General features: G+C 65.2%; 20 protein-coding genes. 5 read left to right on the top strand and 15 right to left on the bottom strand.

The genetic code is table 11. The features are described 5' to 3' along the window. Positions 1–18: 18 nt before the first annotated feature. The 8 genes from BHE01S_RS09375 to BHE01S_RS09340 are packed head-to-tail and all read right to left on the bottom strand — an operon-like array spanning position 19 to position 9,092. Positions 19–1,575, bottom strand: coding sequence for a sugar ABC transporter ATP-binding protein (locus BHE01S_RS09375; RefSeq protein WP_042263062.1), 1,557 nt, complete (start codon positions 1,573–1,575; stop codon positions 19–21). Then, positions 1,572–2,228 carry a DUF2291 family protein gene (locus BHE01S_RS09370; RefSeq protein WP_042263059.1) on the bottom strand — a complete coding sequence of 219 codons (657 nt, stop codon included), beginning with the start codon at positions 2,226–2,228 and terminating at the stop codon, positions 1,572–1,574. The genes BHE01S_RS09375 and BHE01S_RS09370 overlap by 4 nt, the downstream gene beginning before the upstream one ends. 51 nt (positions 2,229–2,279) lie before the next feature. Beyond that, positions 2,280–2,933: a dihydroxyacetone kinase subunit DhaL gene (gene dhaL, locus BHE01S_RS09365; RefSeq protein ID WP_084068699.1), complete on the bottom strand. Its 654-nt coding sequence runs from the start codon at positions 2,931–2,933 to the stop codon at positions 2,280–2,282. Further along, complete coding sequence (locus tag BHE01S_RS09360) at positions 2,930–3,952, bottom strand: dihydroxyacetone kinase subunit DhaK (protein ID WP_042263056.1); 1,023 nt, start codon at positions 3,950–3,952, stop codon at positions 2,930–2,932. Before BHE01S_RS09360 ends, dhaL begins: the two co-directional genes overlap by 4 nt. 12 nt (positions 3,953–3,964) lie before the next feature. Then, a complete protein-coding gene (locus tag BHE01S_RS09355; protein WP_042263053.1) occupies positions 3,965–4,897 on the bottom strand; it encodes a sugar phosphate isomerase/epimerase family protein in 933 nt (310 codons plus the stop codon). Positions 4,898–4,939: 42 nt separating this feature from the next. Then, positions 4,940–6,448: a glycerol-3-phosphate dehydrogenase gene (locus tag BHE01S_RS09350; protein WP_042263052.1), complete on the bottom strand. Its 1,509-nt coding sequence runs from the start codon at positions 6,446–6,448 to the stop codon at positions 4,940–4,942. Next, complete coding sequence (locus tag BHE01S_RS09345) at positions 6,445–8,103, bottom strand: FGGY-family carbohydrate kinase (RefSeq protein ID WP_042263288.1); 1,659 nt, start codon at positions 8,101–8,103, stop codon at positions 6,445–6,447. The genes BHE01S_RS09350 and BHE01S_RS09345 overlap by 4 nt, the downstream gene beginning before the upstream one ends. 11 nt (positions 8,104–8,114) lie before the next feature. Then, a complete protein-coding gene (locus BHE01S_RS09340; RefSeq protein WP_042263049.1) occupies positions 8,115–9,092 on the bottom strand; it encodes a sugar-binding transcriptional regulator in 978 nt (325 codons plus the stop codon). A gap of 179 nt (positions 9,093–9,271) precedes the next feature. On the opposite strand from BHE01S_RS09340, the gene BHE01S_RS09335 reads away from it, so the two are divergent. Further along, positions 9,272–10,789 (top strand): FGGY-family carbohydrate kinase, encoded by a 1,518-nt coding sequence (locus tag BHE01S_RS09335; protein ID WP_042263047.1) that lies wholly within the window; start codon positions 9,272–9,274, stop codon positions 10,787–10,789. A 15-nt stretch (positions 10,790–10,804) separates the two neighbouring features. Further along, complete coding sequence (locus tag BHE01S_RS09330) at positions 10,805–12,544, top strand: glycerol-3-phosphate dehydrogenase/oxidase (RefSeq protein WP_042263044.1); 1,740 nt, start codon at positions 10,805–10,807, stop codon at positions 12,542–12,544. A gap of 104 nt (positions 12,545–12,648) precedes the next feature. Here the strand turns inward: BHE01S_RS09330 and BHE01S_RS09325 are convergent, their stop codons facing one another. Beyond that, entirely contained in the window at positions 12,649–14,028 is a 1,380-nt protein-coding gene (locus BHE01S_RS09325) for a sigma-54 interaction domain-containing protein (RefSeq protein ID WP_042263042.1), read from the bottom strand. A gap of 262 nt (positions 14,029–14,290) precedes the next feature. On the opposite strand from BHE01S_RS09325, the gene BHE01S_RS09320 reads away from it, so the two are divergent. The 3 genes from BHE01S_RS09320 to BHE01S_RS09310 are packed head-to-tail and all read left to right on the top strand — an operon-like array spanning position 14,291 to position 17,702. Then, positions 14,291–15,172 (top strand): MBL fold metallo-hydrolase, encoded by an 882-nt coding sequence (locus tag BHE01S_RS09320; protein ID WP_042263041.1) that lies wholly within the window; start codon positions 14,291–14,293, stop codon positions 15,170–15,172. Between the two features lie 37 nt (positions 15,173–15,209). Beyond that, positions 15,210–16,865: a bifunctional protein tyrosine phosphatase family protein/NAD(P)/FAD-dependent oxidoreductase gene (locus BHE01S_RS09315; protein ID WP_042263286.1), complete on the top strand. Its 1,656-nt coding sequence runs from the start codon at positions 15,210–15,212 to the stop codon at positions 16,863–16,865. 33 nt (positions 16,866–16,898) lie between these two features. Beyond that, positions 16,899–17,702 carry a sulfite exporter TauE/SafE family protein gene (locus BHE01S_RS09310; protein ID WP_042263039.1) on the top strand — a complete coding sequence of 268 codons (804 nt, stop codon included), beginning with the start codon at positions 16,899–16,901 and terminating at the stop codon, positions 17,700–17,702. 71 nt (positions 17,703–17,773) lie between these two features. Here BHE01S_RS09310 and BHE01S_RS09305 read toward each other — a convergent pair whose 3' ends face one another. From BHE01S_RS09305 to BHE01S_RS09280, 6 genes are all read right to left on the bottom strand, one after another. After that, positions 17,774–18,205 (bottom strand): YeeE/YedE family protein, encoded by a 432-nt coding sequence (locus tag BHE01S_RS09305; protein ID WP_042263036.1) that lies wholly within the window; start codon positions 18,203–18,205, stop codon positions 17,774–17,776. A 1-nt stretch (position 18,206) separates the two neighbouring features. After that, on the bottom strand, positions 18,207–18,641 hold the full coding sequence (locus tag BHE01S_RS09300) for a YeeE/YedE family protein (protein ID WP_042263035.1): 435 nt from the start codon (positions 18,639–18,641) through the stop codon (positions 18,207–18,209). Next, positions 18,635–18,973, bottom strand: a complete 339-nt coding sequence (locus tag BHE01S_RS09295; protein WP_042263033.1) for an ArsR/SmtB family transcription factor — start codon at positions 18,971–18,973, stop codon at positions 18,635–18,637. Before BHE01S_RS09295 ends, BHE01S_RS09300 begins: the two co-directional genes overlap by 7 nt. A 111-nt stretch (positions 18,974–19,084) precedes the next feature. Continuing rightward, positions 19,085–19,723, bottom strand: coding sequence for a hypothetical protein (locus BHE01S_RS09290; protein ID WP_157025252.1), 639 nt, complete (start codon positions 19,721–19,723; stop codon positions 19,085–19,087). A gap of 102 nt (positions 19,724–19,825) precedes the next feature. After that, a complete protein-coding gene (locus BHE01S_RS09285) occupies positions 19,826–20,470 on the bottom strand; it encodes a Spy/CpxP family protein refolding chaperone (RefSeq protein ID WP_084068697.1) in 645 nt (214 codons plus the stop codon). A gap of 136 nt (positions 20,471–20,606) precedes the next feature. Further along, positions 20,607–21,557, bottom strand: a complete 951-nt coding sequence (locus BHE01S_RS09280; RefSeq protein WP_042263031.1) for a universal stress protein — start codon at positions 21,555–21,557, stop codon at positions 20,607–20,609. Between the last annotated feature and the right edge of the window lie 147 nt (positions 21,558–21,704).

Here is a 21,704-nt window from a genome sequence, read left to right as displayed (position 1 = left end):
CTCCTGGCATTGCTTCGATCAGACGACAACGGCTTCGCCCGAGGCGGCCATGATGTCGTCCTTGTTGGCGTTCGGCGCGAATTCGGCGGATATCTTGCCGCGCCGCATCACGATGATGCGATGCGCGACGCTCAGACATTCCCCGACTTCCGAAGTCGAATAGACCACGGCCAGACCTCGCTTCGCGTTCTCCGCGAGCAGGCGAAACACCTCCGCTTTCGCGCCGATGTCGATGCCGCGGCTGGGTTCGTCGAGCAGGATGACTTTCGGCCCGGTCGCCAGCATCTTGCCGATCACCACCTTTTGCTGATTGCCGCCGGACAGCGAGCGGATCGATGCACCCGCGCCCGAGGTCTTGACGTGCACGTTGCGGATCGATTCGCCCACGAGCTCGCGCTCGGCGCCAGGCGACATCAGGAAGCCCCTCACAAAGGCGCGGATGCTCGCGAGCGACAGGTTCGAGCCCACGCTCATGGTCGGCACGAGGCCATCGCGCTGCCGGTCCTCCGGCACCAGCACGAGGCCTTTCGCGATGCGTTCGCTGATGCTCAGCGACGCCATGTCCTCGCCTTCGAGCAGCACCTTGCCGCCCGTCACGGGAAGGTGCGTGCGCCCGGCCACGGCCTCGAGCAGCTCCGTGCGGCCGGCGCCCATCAATCCGTAGATGCAGACGATTTCACCGGCGCGCACCTTGAGCGACAGATGATCGACCGCCGGCGCGCCCGCGCCCGATTCGTCGGCGACGCTGATGTCGTCGATGTCGAGCGCGACGTCGCCGAACGCGTAGCCCGTCGGCGGCGCGCCGAGATCGAAATTCTCGCCGACCATGTTGCGCACGATCCACCCCAGGTCGATGTCCTTGCGCTGCGCCGTGGCGGTGATCCTGCCGTCGCGCAGGACCACGGCGTAGTCCGTGACCTGCAACGCCTCTTCGAGATGATGCGAGATGTACACGATCGAAACGCCGCGGCTCGTCAGGTCGCGGATCACCTTGAAGAGCACCTCGACCTCGGAGGCGCTCAGCGCGGAAGTCGGCTCGTCCATGATAAGAATGCGCGAATCGACCGAGAGCGCGCGTGCGATCTCGACCACCTGCTGCTGGCCGAGGCGCAGGTCCTGGACCAGCGTCATCGGGTCAATCTCTTCCTCGAGGTCGGCCATCAGCGCCCGCGTCTGGCGCGCCTCTTCGGCAAAGTCCACGCCGGTCGGCGTGCGCAGTTCCCGGCCCATGAAGATGTTGTCGCGCACGCTCAGATTGGGCGCGAGGCTCAACTCCTGGTGAATGATCGAGATGCCGTGATCGCGCGCATCGCTCGACGAGCCGAAGGCGACGCGCTCGCCGTCGAGTTCGATCTCACCCGACGTGGGCTTTTCCACGCCGGAAAGAATCTTCATCAAGGTCGACTTGCCTGCACCGTTCTCGCCGAACAGCGTCGTGACCTTGCCGCGATGGACCTCGAAGTTCACGCCCTTCAGGGCATGCACGCCGCCGTATGACTTGACGATGTTGCGCGCGCAAAGCAGTACGCCGTCCTTCGTTGCGGCAGGCGTCGTGATGGGGGTCGCGGTGCTCATTTGACGTCCAGCTTCACAGGCGTGACGAGCCAGCCGTTCGGATTGATCAGCTGGAACACGCCGACGACCGAGACGGTCTTGCCCGTCAGTCTGGTCGTATCGATTTTCGACAGGACCGCTTTCTTCATTTCCGAATTGATCGCGTAGCCGGCGTTCTGATAGTCGATCTGGTTGGTGAACTGCCCGAAGCTGATGTCGCCGGTGGCATCGCGCAGATCCGTGCCGTTGATGGCCGGCCCCGTTTGCACACGCACGACGAGCGAATCAGGCAAACCCGGCACCTTCACTTCGTACACGCCCGCATCTTCCTTGCCGGCCACGCCGGTGAACTTCACCGCCATCTCCGGTCCCACGCCGCCGCCCGCCACACCGTACTGCTTGCCCGCGGCGTCCTGATCTTTGGCGATGGCCGCGGCCAGCGTGGCGGCATCGACCGCGCGCTTTTCGATGGCTGCCTGGGTCTTCGGGAATTGCTTCTTGCCGTAGGCGGCCGGTTCGAATTCCTGAGTTTGCGAGTCCGCGCCGGAGCCGATCTGCACGACCTTCGTGCTCGTCGCCATCGCGACCAGCAAAATCACCAGCAACCCCACCTCGATCACGAGGCGAGCCTTGTGCCCGGACTGACGTTTCGTCGAGGGAGCCATGGCGCTCATTGGGTCACCTCGCTTGCGTCGGTACGACGGCATTGCCGTTCGTCTGCCCATTCAATCTGTGCCATGTCTCCTCCAGTTTTCTGCGATCACATTGACCACCATCGCGGCCGACGCCGCGCCCGGATCCATGTGTCCGATGCTGCGCTCGCCAAGACGCGACGACCGCCCCCTGGTCGCGACCATCGCTATCGTGGACTCGGCGCCCGCCGTTGCCGCCTCGCCCGCGCGCGTCATGATCTCGCCCACCGGCAAGCCCTCCTGCATGCCTTGCTCGATCGCCGCCGCAGCGGGCGCCCAGGCGTCGACCATCGTTTTTTCGCCGACTTCAGCCCGTCCGCGCGAGCGGATGCCTTCGGCCATCGCGACGATCAGGCCCGGCGCCTCGTTCAGCGGTAGCGCCTGGCGCGCACCGGCCACCTTCGCCGCGCGCATGAATGCGGTGGCATACAGCGGACCCGACGAAGCGCCAACCGCGTTCAGGAAACCCTTTGCCGCCGCGTTCCACTGATCCGCGAGGGTGGCTTGTGCCGGCAGCGTCTCGATCGCTTTCGAGGCCGCAGAAAAGCCCTGCTCCATCGCGATACCGTGATCCGCGTCGCCGATCTCGCCGTCGAGCCGGCAAAGCTCGTCGCGCGCCTCCGCGACGGCGCCGGCGAGTGCGCGAAAGAGGCGTGCCGTATCGGCAGTCGTCAGCGCGGGCATCATGCGGCCCTCTGCTGAAACATCGCGCATTCGCACGGGTGATCGATGAGACGCTGAAGTTCGTCGTCCAGATGCATCACGGTGATCGACGCGCCCGCCATTTCGAGCGACGTGCAAAACGGCCCGACCAGCGTGCGATGCACCGTGAGCCCTGCTTGCCTCAGCCGCTGCGCAACGCGGCGGTTGAGGATGTACAGCTCCATGAGCGGCGTGGCGCCGAGCGAGTTCACGAGCACGGCGACGCGATCGCCTTTTGCGGCCTCCATCTCGGCGAGGATGGCATCCATGATTTCGTCGCTGACGGCGTCGGCCGTGCGCAGCGCCTCGCGGCGCATGCCCGGCTCGCCATGAATGCCCATGCCGATTTCCATTTCACCAGGCGCGATCCCGAAGTTGGGACGACGCGTTTGCGGCAGCGAGCATGGCGCGAGCGCTACCCCCAGCGTGTAGGTGCGCGCGTTGGCATGGCGCGCGACGCGCTCCACCTCGTCGAGCGGCATCATCAGATCGGCCGCGGCGCCCGCCGCCTTGAAGATGAACACATTGCCCGCCACGCCGCGCCGCGTCGCGCGCTTCCCGCGCGGCGCCGAGGCAATGTCGTCGGTCGTCAGCACCGTGCGCGCCTCGACACCCTCGAGTTCGAGCATCTCCGTGGCCATATCGAAATTCATCACGTCGCCGGCATAGTTGCCGTACATGAACAGCACGCCCGCACCGCCATGCGCGGCGAGCGCGGCGTCCACGGCCGGCTGCGGCGGCGGCGACGCGAAGACGTTGCCGATCACCGCCGCATCGGCCAGCCCCTTGCCGACGAAGCCCAGAAACGTCGGCTCATGGCCCGACCCGCCGCCGATCACGAGCGCCACCTTGCCGGCGCGCGGCCCGTTGCGCGCGACGATCGCGCGCGGCGCACTGTCGTTGCGCGTCAGCAGATCGCCGTGGGCGGCCATGATGCCTTCCAGCATCTCGTCGACGGCGGCGTCGCCGTCGTTGATCAGCTTCTGTGTCCTCGTGCCGTGCATCGTCTGATCTCCTCAGATATTCAGATCGGCAACGCCGGAATCGAAATGCGGCGCCCAGAACGCCACCGATTCGGCGATCTGCTCGACGACTTGCCGGTCGGCCGGCTCGCGCTCCTTGAACGACAGCTCGAGGCAGATCTCGTTGTCGCGTCCGCCGCCTTCGTGCAGCGCCTTGATCAGCGGCTCGGGCTGAATACGGCCTCGCGCGTTGAACTCGGCGGTGAAAGGATGATGGCCGCCCTTGTCCATCAGCGACTGCTTGATGTGAATGATCGGCGACACCCGCGGCACGGCGCGCGCCCACGCATACGGGTCGAAGTCGTCGGGATTGGGGCTGGTGACGTCGCCATGGTCGATATCGGCCATCATCCACATGGGGATCGCCATGTTCGCGGCACTCAGCTTGTCCTGAAGCGCCATGCACGCGGCAATGGTCTCGCCGAATTCGCGGCCGATCGACATCGGTTCCCAGAACACGTATTTCAGCCCCGCCGCCTTCGCATGCCCGGCGACTTCGGCCCAGCAATCGATCGCGGTCCGGATCAGCGCGTCGCGGCGTGCCCGGTCGTCGAAATCCTTGTAGGTGAAGATGGCGAACTGCGTGCCGATGGAATCGCCGCCCAGGTCGGCGATGATATCGGCGAAGGTCTTGAACCAGTCGACGTAATAGCGGCGCACATCGGCATCCGGATGGCCGAAGTGGTTCAGCCGCCCGTAGGGCCCCGTCATGCCGGACGTGATACGCACGCCGGTTCGCGTCATCGCCGCGCGCATCTCGCGCGTGAGCCTGCGCGTGGTCGCTGCCGGCCACGACGGATTGATGAACTCGTGAGTCAACTGCACGTCGCGGATCTTCATGTCGTGCGCAATGGCGTCGACCAGGTCGCCCGGCTCCGCAAAGCGGTTCACCAGCGGATTCGTGTTGAGTGCGAGTGTGAATGCCATGTTCGTCTCGTGTCGTATGGGGCGCGGCGGGGTCCGCCCCGCTTACGCGGATTTCCTCACGAGGCCGTCGAGCCAGACTCCGAAGGCGGCCTTTTGCGCGGCGCTCATGTGCAAGCCGTGCTTGGTGCGCCGCGTGAGCATGTCGTCGGCCGACTCGGCCCATTCGTTAGCCATCAAATAACGTGCCTCCGCCTCATGAAAGGTCGGCCCGAACTGCTGGCCCAGACCGGCAAGCGAGGTCGCGCCGTTGATCACGCTGGACGTCAGCGTGCCGTGCGTCTGGGCGTAGTGGCGCAACAGATTGCGCGGCAGCCACTCGTACTGCGCCTGGAGTTTCGCCATGAAACGCGGCACGTCGGCGCCTTCAAAGTCGCCGCCCGGCAGCGTCGCGGCTGCGGTCCAGTCCGCGCCCATCTTCGGGAAGGCCGGCTGCAGCTTTTGCAGCGCGTGCTCGGCGAGCTTGCGGAACGTGGTGATCTTGCCGCCGAAGACGTTCAATAGCGGCGCGCCGCCGGTCACGTCCAGGTCGAATACGTAATCGCGCGTGACCGCCGACGGGTTGCCGTTGCCGTCGTCGTAGAGCGGACGCACGCCCGAGAACGTCTCCACGATGTCCTGCCTGCGCAGCGGATGCTTGAAATAGCGATTCACCGCGGAGAGCAGATAGTCGATCTCGTCGTTCGTGATCGCCACCGTTTCCGGGGCGCCGTCCCAGGCGACATCGGTCGTCCCGATGAGGGCCTTGTCGCCTTCGTACGCGTTGATGAAGATCACGCGCTTGTCGTGGTTCTGCACGAGGTACGAATGCGGACCTTCCCAGAACTTCGGCGTGACGAGATGGCTGCCCTTGACGAGCCGCACCTTGCGCGTCGACTGCGCACCCGCGCGCGCGATCACTTCGGATACCCAGGGGCCGGCCGCGTTGATCAGCGCCCGCGCGCTCACCACCCGCGTCGAGCCGTTGCGCGCGTCGCGCAACTCCACGCGCCACGCTGCGCCTTCGCGCCGCGCCGAAACAAACGCGGTGCGCGTGAGCACTTCGGCGCCGCGCCGGGCGGCGTCCATGGCGTTGAGCACCACGAGGCGCGCGTCGTCGACCCAGCAGTCGGAGTACTCGAAGCCCCTGCGATATTCGTCCTTGATCGGCGCCCCTTCGGGGTTGCGCCACAGATCGAGCGCGCGCGTGCCCGGCAGCCGCTTGCGGCCGCCGAGATGGTCGTACAGGAAAAGGCCGGTGCGCACGAGCCAGGCAGGACGATCACCGGGACTGTGCGGCAGTACGAAACGCAGCGGCCAGATGATGTGCGGCGCGGCGTTGAGCAACACTTCGCGCTCGATCAGCGCCTCGCGCACGAGCCGGAATTCGTAGTACTCCAGATAACGCAGCCCGCCATGAACCAGCTTGCCGGAACGCGATGAGGTACCCTGCGCCAGATCGTCCTTCTCGCACAGGATTACCGACAGCCCGCGGCCCGCCGCATCGCGCGCGATACCCGCGCCGTTGATGCCGCCGCCGACGACACAGAGGTCCACCATGTCCTTCTCGCTCATCTCACGTTCCATGTTCGACGTTCGTTGAGGCTTGCGGAAACCGCCTCGGGCCGATGCCGATGCTGCGATTTCAGCAAGCGGGCCGTTTCCGCCCACGTCGGCACCAGCGCCTCGCGCGCTTGGCGATACGCGGGAAAAAGTTGCGCATACAACCGGGTCAGCTCCGCATCGGGCGACTCGGGCTGCCCAAGCAGCGGCGTGACCCATTCGGCGATGCACGCATTCATGTCCGGGTACACGCCGAGCGCAACCGCAGCCATCATGGCCGCACCGGCCGCGCCCGCTTCCTCGCGGGTGGAGATCCGCGTGGGCGCGCCGACCACGGCGCCGAGCACGCCGCGCAAGGCGCGCGAACGCGTCGCGCCGCCGGTCAGGCGCAGTTCGTCCGGCATCGGAATGCCCATCGACGTGTAGCAGTCGCGTGCGGCCATCCCGAGCCCTTCGACCACCGCGCGAACCAGGTCCGGATACCGGCTCTCGCTCGTCAGTCCAATGAAGTCCGCACGCGCGTTGGGCTCGACAAACGGCCCGCGTTCGCCCGCATCCGAGATATAGGGGTGATACAGCAGCGAGCCCGGCCGCCCCTCCTGCAGCCAGCCGTCCATGCATTGGATGCGGTCGCTGCGCGAAAGACTCGTGCCGAACTGCGTGAGCAGATCGCACGCGAGATTGAGCACCCAGTCCACGTTCAGCGTCGCCGCCATGTTCGACTGCACCTGCGCCGACATGCCCGGCAACGGCAGCGCGATGACATAGCCCGTGCCTTGCGCGTTCAGATGCACGTTTTCGTTGCGCATGGCCCGCATGTGCATGCCCGTCGAACCGACGATAGAGCAGCTCGCACCCGCCGCGCCTTCGGTGTGAATGCCCGCGCCCAGCGCCGTCAGCACGATATCGACGAAGCCGAGGCACACGGGCGTGCCGGCCAGCAGGCCCGTCGCTGCCGCTGCCTGCGCGGAGAGCGGATGCGTGAGCCCGGTCCCGTCGATGATCTCGGGCAGCAGGCCACGCCGCGCGCTCAGGCCGAGCGCGTCGATGACCGCGTCGTCGTAGCGGCGCGTGCGGAAGTTGCCGTAGGTAAAGCTGGCCTCCGACGGATCGGTCGCGCGCACGCCGGTGAGATTGAGATACAGCCAGTCCTTGCAATGCAGCGCGACTTCGGCGCGCGCCAGCACGTCAGGCATCGTCGCGGCCATATGGGCGATCTGCGCGCCCTGGCTGCATGCGGCAAGCCCGGTGCCGGTCGCCTCGAAGCGCGCGCGACTCGCGGGGCCCTCCTGCAAGGCGCGCACCGTGTTCGCGGCACGCGCGTCGAGCCACAGCCACGCGTCGCTTGCGGGCTGGTTGCCCGCGCCGACGAGCCACGTGCCGTCGCCCTGGCCCGTGACCGCCAGCGCCTGCGTGCGCTGCGCGAGCCCTTCGACCTTCACGCCGAGATCGCGCACGGCTTGCGCGCAATCGGCCCAGGTTTGCGCGAGCGACTGGACCGCCGCGCCGTCGGCGCTGGTCGTGTAGCGGTTGGGCAGCGAGGCCACGGCAATCTGCCGTCCTGACAAATCGAAGGCCACGGCCTTGATGACCGAGGTGCCCGCGTCGATGCCGACGAGGAGATCTCGGGCCGCGCTGCCATTGACTGTGCCCCTGACTTCGCCCATGCCGTTATCCATCACGGCGCTTCCTGCGCGGCAGGATCCCTGCTCAGCGCGAGCGCCGTGGCCTCGTCGGTGATCAGGCCGCTAAGGAGGCCGCTTTTCAGGACCGCGCGGATGGCAGCGATCTTCGACGCGCCTCCGGCAATGGCCACGATGCGCCGGCTCGTCAGATCGGCCAACGGGGGCGCCACCGTGCGCGCCGCCAGCGACGTTTCGACGGAGTCGCCGGCTTCGCTGAAAAAATGGCCGAGCAGTTCGCCTTTGCCACCCTTGCTGCGCACTTCTTCGATTTCGCCCGGCTCGATCATCTGCGACGCGACAAGCTGCGCGTCCGCGTCCACCGAGCCGATGCCGACGACCATCAAGTCCGCATGCGCCGCGAGATCGAACACTTCGCGCACGCCACGCTGCGAGAGCAGCACCTCGCGATCCTCCGCGGTATTGGCGAAAAACGGCAGCGGCAGCACGTACGACACCGCACCCGTCTGGTCGGCGAGCTTGTGAATGACGTCATACGGATTCGCGGTGTACTTGCGCGTCACGCCGCCCAGCAGCGACACGAAGCGCACCGTGCCCGCGTCCATGCGCGGAATGTTCGCTACCGCGGCGGCGAGCGTGCGCCCGTGCCCGATGCCGATCACGCCGTCCTGGCGCGCCGCGATCTCGCGTTGCAGGAAGTAGGCCCCAGCGACGCCCAGCGCACGCAGCGGCAAGTCGCCTTCGTGCAGATCCGGCACCACTTCGCAATAGCTCAGCCCATAGCGCTGCGCCAGTTCGGCTTCGAGCACGACGCACTCGGCGACATCGCCGTCGATGGTGAACTTGATCGCACCGCTCTGATTGGCGCGCGTGATCAGCCGATGCGCCTTGACGCTGCTCACGCCGAGTCGCGACGCGACGTCGGCCTGGGTCTGCCCGGCTGCGTAGTGCAGCCAGGCCGCGCGTATCGCGAGACTGTCCTCGGCGTCACGCTTTCCGGCGATTTTCGTCATGTTGTCTCCATACACACACGAAAAGTGATATTTTTTTCGTGCGATGAAATTTATTTCAGTGACCTCAAGGTAAGCATTCCTTTCGGCGACTGCTATCCGCGATAACCCTGGATGGCTTCGTCTGTTCAAGGGGCCGGAAGGGATCTGTTGCAACGCACCAAAACAAGCATGGAGACACGATGGAACGCTATCTACTCGGCGTCGACAGTGGGTCGACCGCCACCAAGGCCGTCGTTTTTGATACATCCGGACACACCGTCGCGCTAGGAAGCCGGCGCGTCGAGCAACGTCAACCTCGCGCGCGGCACGTCGAACGCGACATGCAACAGGTCTGGGAAGCGGCCTGCGGCGCCATCCGCGATGCGTTGAGCAAGATTCCGGCTAACTCGGTTGCGGCCGTGGGCGTGACCGGGCACGGTGACGGGCTCTATCTCGTCGACAGCGCCGGCGCACCGCTCGGGCCGGGCATCCTGTCGCTCGACAGTCGCGCATTCGACGTCACCGAACACTGGCGCGAGGCAGGCGTGCTCGAAAAAGCGCTGGCGCGGACGGGTCAGCAGCCCTATCCCTACGCAGCCGTGAGCCTGCTCAAGTGGATCCAGCTCAACGAGCCGGAGCGCTTTGCGAGGATCGGCCATGTGCTCTTTTGCAAGGACTGGCTTCGTCTCTGCCTGACCGGCGTGCCGGCCACCGACCCGACCGAGGCGAGTTCGTCCTTCACCGATGTCGACACCCAGACCTACAGCGACGATGTCCTCGCGCTCTACGGCCTGACGTCGATCGGCCGTACGCTGCCGGCGATCACCGCTTCGGCGGCGGCGGCCGGCCGGGTCACCGCGCAGGCCGCAGCGCAGACCGGTCTCAAGGAAGGCACACCCGTTGCCTGCGGGCTGCACGACGTCACGTCGAGCGCCCTCGGCATGGGCAACATCGAAGCGGGGGTTGTTTCGATTACGGCGGGCACGTTCAGCATCAACGAAATCCTGTCCGATCGACCGCGCCGGGATCCGCGCTGGTCGTGCCGCAATGGCACGCGCCCCGGCCAGTGGATGAACATGTCCATCTCGCCCGCGTCGTCCAGCAACGTCGACTGGGCGTTGCGCGAACTCTTTCAGCACGAAACGCAGGAAGCCGCGCGGCGTGGCTGTTCGTTGTTCGACCTGATCGGCGACGAAGTGCAGGCGGCCTTCACGCAGCCGAGTTCGGTCATGTTTCATCCCTTCCTGTTCGGCTCGCCGTTCGAGCAGCCGGCGAGCGCGTCGTTCTTCGGCCTGCGCTCGTGGCATCGTCGCGCCCATCTGGCGCGTGCCGTGCTCGAAGGCATGGTGTTCAATCACCGTTGGCATGTCGAAGCGTTGACGAGCGCGTTTCCTGCGCGTCGGGCGGGTCTGACCGGCGGAGGCTCGTCGAGCCCCCTGCTTGCGCAGTTGTTCGCCGATGTCCTTGGCGTTGCGATCGATATTCCCGAGAGTCCGGAGGCCAGCGCGCTTGGCGCTGCGCTGTGCGCCGGTGTCGGCGTAGGCGCTTTCGCCTCCCTTGCCGATGCGACCGCGCGCGCGTGCCGGGTCGCGCACACGTATGTTCCGGACATCGAACGACATAGCCGACTCGACGAGGCGTATGCGCTCTGGTCGCGACTCGCGGCAGCCATACAGCCTTTGTGGCCCGCGCTCGACCATGCTGCCGTCGCGCACTGAAGGAGGAAAACATCGATGCCAGAACGAAACCGCAAATTCTTTCTCGACCGCTTGAGGCAGCAACCAAAGGTCAGCGTGTTGATTATCGGAGGCGGCATCAACGGCGCGGGCCTTTTTCGCGACCTCTCATTGCAAGGCGTCGACTGCCTGCTGATCGACAAGACGGATTTCGCCGCCGGCGCGAGCAGCGCGCCGTCGCGGCTCATTCACGGCGGCGTGAAGTACCTCGAAACCGGCGAGTTTCGCCTCGTGGCCGAATCCACGCTGGAGCGCAACCTGCTGCTGAAAAACGCGCCGCATTATGTGCGGCCGCTCGAAACCGTATTGCCGATACATTCCTGGTTCGGCGGCACGATCGCTTCCGCGCGCCGTTTCTTCGGTATGAAGGCAAAGCTCGCCGATCGCGGCGCGGTCATCTCGAAGATCGGTCTGGCGATGTATGACTTTCTCGGCCGGCATGACCGCACGATGCCGCGGCACCGTTTCGCGCTCAGGAAGCGATCGCTGCAGAGCTTGCCGCTGCTCGATCCGACGATCAAGGCGACTGCCACGTATTACGACGCCAAAGTGACGCAAGCCGAACGCTTGAACTTCGAACTCGTCGCCGACGGCCTCGCCGCCTGCGAGCATTCTGCCGCGGCCAATTACGTGAGTGTCGATCGGGTGGAGAACGGCGTCGTATGGCTGCGTGATCTCGTGACGCAGGAACGCCTTGCCACAGCGCCTGCTGTCGTCGTCAATGCGGGCGGCGCGTGGATCGACAGCGTCAACGGTGCGCTTGGAATCGAGCGGAAATACATCGGCGGAACGAAGGGGTCGCATTTGATCGTCGACCATCCCGAACTCCATGCGCAATTGCGCGGCCGCATGGTGTACTACGGCTCGAAGGACGGCCGCATCTCGCTCATCTATCCGTTCATGGACAAGCTGCTCATCGGCTCGACCGATATCCGCGTCGACGATCCGGACGGCGTGCGCTGCGACGACGACGAGGTCGCCTACATGCTCGACGTATTGCGCGAAGTCTTTCCGGGTGTGGATCTCAAGCAATCGGACATCGCCTTTCGCTATAGCGGCGTGCGGCCGCTGCCTTATTCAGACGCCGCGAATCCGGGCGATGTGAGCCGCGATCATGCGGTGCGCGTCGATCACCTGCCGGGGACGCAGGTCCCGGTGCTTTCCCTGGTGGGCGGCAAATGGACGACCTTTCGCGGATTCGCGGAATCCGTCGCCGACGATACGCTCAGACGCCTCGGACGCGCACGCAAGATCGGCACGCGCCACGAGCCGATTGGCGGCGGCCGGGATTATCCGCGCGATGCAGACAAACGGGCCGCGTGGATCGGCGCGCTCGCACAACGCCACGCGATTGCAGCCGCAAGGGCCGAGACGCTTTTCACCCGATACGGCACAGCGGCGGTGGCAGTCGCCGCATATTGCGCCCATGCGCGCGACACATGCGCGGATCATTCGCTCCCGGGCGAGTCGGGCTACACGGCACATGAGATCCGATACCTGTGCGAACACGATATGGTGACGCATCTCGCCGACCTGATTTTCCGCCGCACGACCATCGCGATCTCAGGGCATCTGACTCACGCCTTGTTGCTGGAAGTCTCCGCCATTGCCGCACAGGCGCTGGGATGGGATTCGGCACGCGCGCTGCAGGAAATTGACGCGACGCGTGAAACGGCGCGTGAACGTCATGGGATTGCGCTTTCCAGCATCGAGTTGGCGCGGCAGCCAGGCGCTTGATCTACCAACACGTAAGTCGGACGTCAAGCTAATCGCACAAGGCTTGCAGGCAGGCGGGCGCGAGTCTGCGCCCGTGAGTCGTTGCCCGATCGACAACGCAGGCGTCAGACTTTGCCGGCGTCCGTGAGCGCCTTGAGCCGACGGTACAGCGTGCGCTCGCTCATCCCGAGCCGGGCAGCGAGTTCACTGCGCTTGCCGCCCGATTCCGCGGCAGCGCGCGCCAGTTCCGCGTCCGACACCTTGCGAGGCAGAACGAAAGCCGTTGCGGGCAACCGTTCGGGCGGCGCCGTGGTTTCGCGCCTGAGTGACTCCGGCAAATGGCCGGGCCGAATGACCCCATCGTCGGCGAGGAGGCTGGCCCGCTCGAGCACGTTGCGCAGTTCGCGGATGTTGCCCGGCCATGAATACGCACGCAGCAGTGCAAGCGCGTCCGGCGAAATCAGGGCTTTGCGTGGCGAGCCGTGTCCCGCTGAGGCTATGCGCGCCAGAATGGAGTCGGCGAGAAGCGCGATATCTTCCACACGCTCACGCACCGCAGGCAAATGAATGGGGAAAGCACTGATCCGGAAATAGAGGTCGGCGCGAAACTGGCCCGCCGCGATCATCTGCTCGAGCGGCTTGTGTGTGGCGGCGACGAGCCGGAAATCGGCACGCTGGACCTCGGTGCCGCCGACACGCCTGAAGGTGCCGGTTTCGATGAGGCGCAACAGCTTCACCTGCATCGCTAGAGGCACATCGCCAATCTCATCGAGAAACAGCGTGCCGCCCTGGGCCGTTTCAACCAGCCCGGGTTTTCGACTGGTGGCGCCCGTGAACGCCCCCTTCTCGAACCCGAACAACTCGCTTTCGAAGAGCGTTTCGGTAATACCCGAGCAGTCGACGACAACGAATGGCCGTTGCGCCCGGTCGCTCGCTTCGTGAAGCGCATGGGCGAACAGTTCCTTGCCCGTACCGGACTCGCCGAGCAGCAGTACCGGCAACGTCGACGGCGCGACGCGCTGCAGGGCGGAGATCGCCTCATTGAACGCCGGCGCGCGACCGACCAGGCCTTCCGCACTGGGTCGTGCCGATGCGCCCCGGACGGTCGCCAGCCGCTCGACGTACGCGATGATCTCGCCGCGGGCATCGATAATCGGCCGCAACTCGACGTCCACGTGTTCCGGGCCGCGCGGTGTGTGATGAATATGCAGCACGCGGTCCGCGCCGCGACTCTCGGCCGCACGCTTCATTGGGCAGTGCTCACCGGCCTGATCGCAGGGCACATCGTAATGATGGGAAACCTGGTAGCACCGGCGGCCAACGTGCGCCTGCCCCTCCACCCCGAATTGCCGCTGATACGCCCGGTTCGCGGCCAGAATCTGGTACTGCGGATCGAGCACGATAGCGGGCAGCGGATCGTACTCCAGGTACGACACCAGCGCGCCGACATCCGGCGCCATGTCCGGCAACGGCGAACCGGTCGGTGTCAGGTCAGGCAAAGTCATGGTCGTCGGTCCCGGCTCTTGCAGCCGATATTTTCAGACTGCCAATTATGCCACTGACTGCCATTTGGCAGTCCCCGCTGTCATTCGCGTCGCACGCATGCGCACGCGACGCGGCGCGTGCGCCGATCGCCATGCACCGAAAAGCGGATGTAGATCATGGATTTAACAATCAATAGCGCCGCGGCTAGCAAGGCTGGCACGATTATTGGATTGTCTTTCCTCGCCAGGACCGAGCGTCCGTCATTTGCGAGGAATCACCACAATGTCTGCCTGCAGATTTTCCGTCGAAGGGTTCTTCGATCCCGCCACATGGACCGTGAGCTACCTGCTGCTGGATATCGGAACACGACGCTGCGCGCTGATCGACACCGTGCTTGACTACGACCCGAAATCGGGGCGCACGCGTACTGTCACGGCAGACCGGCTCGCGAGCCGCGTCGAATCGCTGGGCGCACGAGTGGACTGGCTGCTTGAAACCCATGTCCACGCCGATCACCTTTCCGCGGCGCCGTATCTCAGGGAAAGGCTCGGAGGCAACGTCGCCATCGGCGGCGAGGTCACGCGGGTACAGGGCGTGTTCGGCAAGCTGTTCAATGCGGGTCCGGACTTCCGCACCGACGGCTCGCAGTTCGACCGCCTTTTTGCCGATGGCGACACGTTTCATGTGGGCGAGCTGGAGGTCCGCGTGATGCACACGCCGGGCCATACGCCGGCATGCGTGACCTACGTGGTCAGCGACGGCACCCAGCAGGCCGCCTTCGTCGGCGACACGCTGTTCATGCCCGACTACGGAACTGCCCGCTGCGACTTTCCCGGTGGCGACGCGTCAACGCTCTACCGGTCGATCCGCCGAGTCCTCAGCCTGCCGCCCGAGACGCGCCTGTACATGTGCCACGACTATCAGCCAGGCGGTCGCGCCGTCAAATTCGAAAGCACCGTGGCTGAAGAACGCGAAGCCAACGTCCATGTGCACGACGGCATCGACGAGGCGTCGTTCATCGCCATGCGCACGGCCCGCGACGCCACGCTCGACATGCCCGTTCTCATCCTGCCGTCCGTGCAGGTAAACATGCGCGCCGGCCACCTGCCGGAGCCGGAGAGCAATGGCGTTTCATACATCAAGATCCCGATCAACGTTCTTTGATCGATAGCGGTACTCAATGAAAATGCAAGAGGCAAGCATGGAACTTAAAAAGCTCACGGATACGTTCTCCGTTTCCGCTCAGATCCGCGTTCCGGATCTCGCCGCACTGCGCGAGATGGGCTTTCGGGCGATCGTCTGCAACCGTCCCGACGGCGAAGGTGCAGACCAGCCCACGTTCACCGAAATCGAGCGGGCCGCGCGGGAACTCGGTATCGAAGCGCACTACCTTCCGGTGGAATCGGGCAAGGTGAGCGATCAGGATGCCGAACGGTTCCGCGGCTATCTGGACACCCTGCCGCGCCCCCTGCTCGCCTACTGCCGCAGCGGCATGCGCTCGGCGACCCTCTGGGCGCTGGCCAGCACGCCGGCCATGTCGCTCGTCGAGATCCTTGCCGCAGGCAAACGCGCCGGGGTCGACTTGAGCGGGCTCGCGCGTCGCATCGGCTCGCCGCACCAATCCGCAGAGGAACAACACGACGTCGTGATCATCGGCGCGGGAGCGGCCGGCGTCGCCACCGCTTCGAGCCTGCTTGCCCGCGCTCCCGGTCTTGACATTGCCATCATCGATCCCGCCGACGTGCACTACTACCAGCCCGGCTGGACGATGGTCGGCGCCGGCGTATTCCGTCCCGAAACGACAGCGCGTCCAATGGGCAGCGTCCTGCCGCGCAACGTGCACTGGATCAAGGCGGCAGTGGCAGCGTTCGAGCCCACCGAAAACGCCGTGATCCTGGAAGGCTGCCGCGTCGTGAAATACCGGCAGCTCGTTGTCTGCCCTGGCCTGAAGCTGGACTGGAATGCCATTGAGGGACTGCCGCAGACACTCGGCCGCAACGGCGTGACCTCCAACTATCGTTACGACCTTGCGCCCTACACCTGGCAACTGGTGCAGCAGCTCAAGGGAGGGCGCGCGCTGTTCACGCAACCGCCCATGCCGATCAAATGCGCGGGCGCACCCCAGAAGGCCATGTATCTCTCGTGCGATCACTGGCGCCGCACCGGCAGGCTCGACCAGATCAATGTCGAGTTCTACAACGCCGGCGCGGCCCTCTTCGGTGTCGCCGACTACGTGCCCGCACTCATGAAGTATGTGGAGTCCTACGGCATCGATCTGAACTTCGGCTTCAACCTGACGGCCGTGAACGGCGAAGCACGGCGAGCGACCTTCACGCGAGCACTCCCGGGCGGCGGCAGCGAAACATTCGAGACCGGTTTCGATCTGCTCCACGTCGTGCCGCCCCAGAAGGCGCCCGATTTCATCCGCGTCAGCCCGCTCGCCGATGCCGGCGGCTGGGTCGACGTCGATCAGGCTAGCTTGCGCCACAAGGCCTACGAAAACGTCTTCGGACTGGGCGACGCGACCAGTACGCCGAACGCAAAAACCGCCGCCGCGGCGCGCAAGCAGGCGCCGGTCGTCGCTCACAACGTGCTGGCTGCCCTGGGCGTCACGCGCGGAGCGGCGACCTATGACGGTTACGGCTCCTGCCCGCTTACGGTCGAGCGCGGCAAGATCGTGCTCGCCGAGTTTCTCTACGGCGGCAAGGTCGCACCGACCTTTCCCTCATGGATCATCGACGGGAAGAAGCCCTCCGGTCTCGCCTGGCTGCTCAAGGAGCGCATCCTGCCGCCGCTTTACTGGCGTGGCATGCTCAAGGGACGGGAGTGGCTCGTGCAACCCCAGGTGGCCGACTGATATTCGTGTATTTGCCGTCCCTCGAGGTAATCGATGCTGGTCTCGCTTTTACTCGGCGCCGTAGTCGGCGCCATTCTTGGACTCACGGGCGCCGGTGGCGGCATCCTCGCCGTTCCCGCGCTCGTGTTTGGCATGGGCTGGCCCATGCAGCAGGCAACGCCAGTCGCGCTGGTCGCCGTCGCGGGCAGCGCGGCAGTGGGCGCGCTCGAGGCGTTCCGCAAACGCCTCGTCCGCTATCGTGCCGCCCTGCTGATGGCCGCCCTCGGGGTTCCCGCCACGGCATTGGGGGCGCGCCTCGCACGCGCCCTGCCTCAGCGGCTGCTGCTCGGCTTGTTCGCCTGTGTCATGCTTTTCGTTGCCTTCCGGCTCCTGCATCAGACGCTCAGGCGCAAGGCACCGGCACAACAGGCGTCGCCGCTTTGCGTCGCTCATGTCAACCCGGCAACGGGCCGGTTCGACTGGTCGTGGCCCACCGCATTGGCACTGGCGGCGACCGGGTCGCTTACCGGACTGATGACGGGGCTGCTCGGCGTGGGCGGCGGATTCATCATCGTGCCGTTGATGCGCAAGCTGACCGATGTATCGATGCACGGCATCGTGGCAACGTCGTTGATGGTGATTGCGCTGGTTGGCAGTGGCGGCGTGCTGGCGACGGCGATGCACGGTACGGCGTTTCCGTTCGACGTCGTCCTGTGGTTCAGCGCCGCCACCGCCGCGGGGATGCTAGGCGGACGCCTCGTGTCGCATCGTCTGGCCGCTCATCATGTCCAGTCCGGCTTTGCGGCCATCCTCGTATGCGTGGCTCTCGGCATGCTCGCCAAGGCCGTCATCGCGTGAGCCGGGGGCGCCTTTTGGCATGCATACGGCGCCCGCCGTGAGGAACCGCGGCCCGTTGCCGTGGACGTCGCTTACGCCCGCTGCATGCCCGATTTCGTCCGTTCGACGAGTTCGAAGACGACCATACCCGCCACCATGGCTGCCACAAATCCAATGGCCTTCGGATAGCCCGCGCCCAGCGCGACGAGCGCGGGCCCCGGGCAAAAACCCGCCAGGCCCCAGCCGATACCAAAGGCGGCACTGCCGAGGACGAGCCTTGGCGTAATCGTCGTGCTTGCCGGAAGCTGCATGGGCAAGCCCAGGAGCGAGCGCGTGCGGCGTCTCGCGACGAAGAATGCGAGCGAGGCCACGACGATGGCGCCCACCATCACGAACGCGAGGGACGGGTCCCAGCTGCCGGCGATATCGAGGAAGCCCAGCACCTTGGCCGGGTTGCTCATGCCGGAAACCATCAGTCCAACGCCGAAAATCAGTCCTGAAAGCAGTGCGGTGAGGATCGCCATGTCAGCCTCCGATCAGATGCCGTTGAACAAAAACCGTCAGAAATCCCGCCGCCATGAAGGTCAGCGTGGCAACGAGCGAACGCAGCGATCCGCGTGAGAGACCGCACACGCCGTGGCCGCTCGTGCAGCCGCTGGCATAGCGAGTGCCGATCCCCACCAGGAAACCGGCAACCAGGATGACGCCCCAGCCCGCCTCGATATCCGCAATTGCCGGCCTGCCGAGCAGGCCCGCAATGACAGGGGCAAGGACGAGGCCGGCGACGAAGGCGATGCGCCAGCCGCTGTCGTTGCGCGGCAGGCTCAACAGGCCACCGAAGATGCCGCTGATGCCGGCGATGCGACCGTTGAGCAGCACGAGTCCCGCGGCCGCGAGGCCGATGATGAGTCCGCCGGTCAATGAGAGACCAGGCGTGAAATGCGTGAAGTCAATCAACATGATTCGTCCCCAGAAGGATTCGCGCAGAACTGCTGATACAGGACCGCCATGACGGCGAGCGCTTGCGGACTCGCCACCGAATAGAAGATGTTCTTGCCCTCGCGACGCGTTGCCACCAGGCCGTTTTCACGGAGCAGCCCCAACTGCTGGGACAGGGTCGGCTGCCGGATGGCGAGCGCCTCCTCGAGTTCTCCCACGGACAGCTCCCCCTGGGAGAGGCGGCACATCAGCAGCAGGCGGTCGGGATTGGCGAGCACCTTGAGCAGTGCGCACGCGTTTGCCGCGGCAGCCTGCATGGTCGCCAGGTCGATGATGGGGTGGCTTGGGTCCATTGCGCCCTCACTCAATTCACACACAAATAATATATCAATAAATATATTATCAGTAAATAGAGTGACTTCTCCGGCGAGATGCCCTCCTGCTATCTGCTCAATGTCACCGGGTCAGGAACCGACTGGGCCTGCGTCGTTGCGGTCGGCATGCCCTACGGGCCGCCGCCACTTCAGTTTTCGCTTTTCGAGGAGCAGTTTCCAGTCGAGCTTCATGAGTGCGTACACGAGTCCGAGCAACGCCAGTTGCGAAAGCACGAACCCGACGCCGAGATACTGCCCTTCAAACAGCGCCTCGGGATCGACGAACGATGACGCGAGCCGTCCCAGGCGAGCCCAGATCGTGTAGCTGATCATGCGCCCGGCAAAGAACGCTGCCCCGACGAAGCCGAGCGGCAGCCCCGACAGCCCGTAGGCAATGAACAGGTAATTGGACGGAAACGGACTGAGCGCATACACGAGAAAGGCGCCAGCTGTCTTCTTCCTGTGCTTGCCGAGCCACGCGCTGACCACGTCAATGTTTTGTCGATCGGCCTCGCGCAACCAGCGCCTTCTCACCAGCGACCGGGAAAATGCGGCAAGCGTGAGTCGACCTGCCGTTGCGGCACTGGCCGCAACGGCAGCAACAAGCAGCATATTGCTCTCGTGGAAGTTGAACCCAACCCACGACATCGCCATCCATGTGGGAGGCGCGAAGGCTGGCATGAGATTGATCAGCAACACGATGACGAACAGGAACGCCAGTGCTTTCACGTCAATCCTCCACAAGCGCGTGCACGCTCGTCGGGCGGCGAATCCAGCGAAACCCGCGGCCTCGACCGAAGCTGGCCACGCGTTGCGGGCTTCGATTTCGCGTCAGTATTCGCGCAGCCGTTCGCGCTGCTCGCGGGTCAACAGGGCGTCGATACGCTTGTGTTCGTCGGCGGAGATCGCATACATCTGCTTGCGCAGGTCGCGCATGGTGGCGTAACTGGCGTCGATGGCGGCCTGGTCGCGTTTGGGCGACGCATAAAGACCGCGAAGCGTCGATTGTTCATCGAGCATCTTGCCCATCAGTAGCCAGCGCGCCTTGCGCGATTGACCAACGATCGCATTCATGCGCGTTTGCTGGTCGCGCGACAGTTTCAGGCCGGGGTCCCAGCCGACGTGGCCGACGCCACAGCCGTAGCCATCCATCATGCCGGCGCCGCCCATGCCGGCGCCGCCCATGCCCGAACCCATCATTGCTGCGCCCATGCAGTCGCCGTCGCAACCTCCCATCATGCCGGGGCCGCCACCGTATGGTCCGTTGCCTCCGGCGGGCGGACTATCGGCTGGCTGCGCGAGGGAAAATGCACATGGCAAAGCAACCAGCACCGCGACGACGCAATGTCGTAACGCACGCGAAGAGAAAAACCTGGGGTTCATCATGTACCTCCGCATCAGGCCAACCCACATTCCGATAACCCGATATTCGGCGTATGGCGTGGCGGGAAACGCGATTGATTCGTATCGCTTCATAACGAGCGAAACGATCGGAGCCAGCGGGCATCCATGGCGAATCGCAACGTCATCGTATGCACGTCCACGACTCCTCGATTGACATACATCAAGCGTTCGCGCCCCCTACCTTGATGTCATGGCGGCCCCTAACGGCCTAACTATCGGCCGGTGGCACGAGCAAAAGCGGAACCGACGTCAGTCGCAGCGTTCGTTCAGCGACGCTGCCAAGCAGCCAGCGTGTAAGACCGCGTCGCCCGTGTGTTCCGAGGACGACAAGCTGCGCCTTCCAGCTCCGCGCCTCGCGGTCGATCGCATGCGGCACGTCGTCATACGTGCTGTCAGTCCTGATCAGCGCCGTCTCCACAGCCCAATCGTTTTGCTGTTCGTACGCGGCAAGTTCGTCGCCTGCCACCTTGAGGGCGACCTGGCCGCCCTTCGTCAGCGAGTCTTCGAACTGTTGCTCGAACGGTCCGGTCCCGGGTGCAAGCAGTCGATCGACGACGTAGACGACGCGCCACTCCGAGCGTGGCGCCACGAGCCTCGCACCCGCACGCAAGGCGTTCATGGACGCGTCGCTACCGTCGGTCGCGAACAGGATCCGCGCAGGAGGGCCGTCGAGCCCACCTTCATATTCGACCGGGACGATCAGGATCGGCGCGTGAAGCAGCCGCGTGAGCGGCGCGGATATCTCTCCCTCCACCCAGCGCATCAAGGCTCGATGATGACGCGCTCCGAGGACGACCAGATCGGGTGACCAGTGCGATATCGCTTCGGCGAGCGCGTGGACAAGGTCACCGCCTACCCTGCAAAGGTCGATGAGCTGGTCCTCGAGTTCCGCGCCGCAGCCATCCAGTCTGGATCGCGCGGTCTTTATCGCTGCCTCTGCATCAAGCCGCAGTTCGTCCCTTGCCGCCTGGAGCTGCGCCCCGGCCCAGCCCCCCAGCGGCACCAGCGTGCGCGGGTTCTCGGCCACGGCCACCATGCGCACGGTAGCGCCCGGACACAGGAGACCGCGCAGGTAACTGAGCGCTGCCGCCGACGCGGGCGTGGAATCCACCGCGACGAGGATCCTCGTGAACGGAACGGGGGTGTCTCCAGCAGTCATAGCGGACCTCACGATCGATGGGGGAGATTCGCTTTCATACTGCCGTGGAGCGGTCACGGGCATTTGACGCAAGTCAACGCACTTCGCAGCGTAACCATCAAGGCGTGCCGTGTGGCTTTGCCGGAATGGGTCTTGCGGCAATCGGCG

The organism is Paraburkholderia heleia NBRC 101817 (assembly GCF_000739775.1).
GTDB classification, from domain to species: Bacteria; Pseudomonadota; Gammaproteobacteria; order Burkholderiales; family Burkholderiaceae; genus Paraburkholderia; species Paraburkholderia heleia.
The sequence above is the reverse complement of the archived record's forward strand: the minus strand, read 5'-3'. Positions and strand labels throughout refer to the sequence as shown.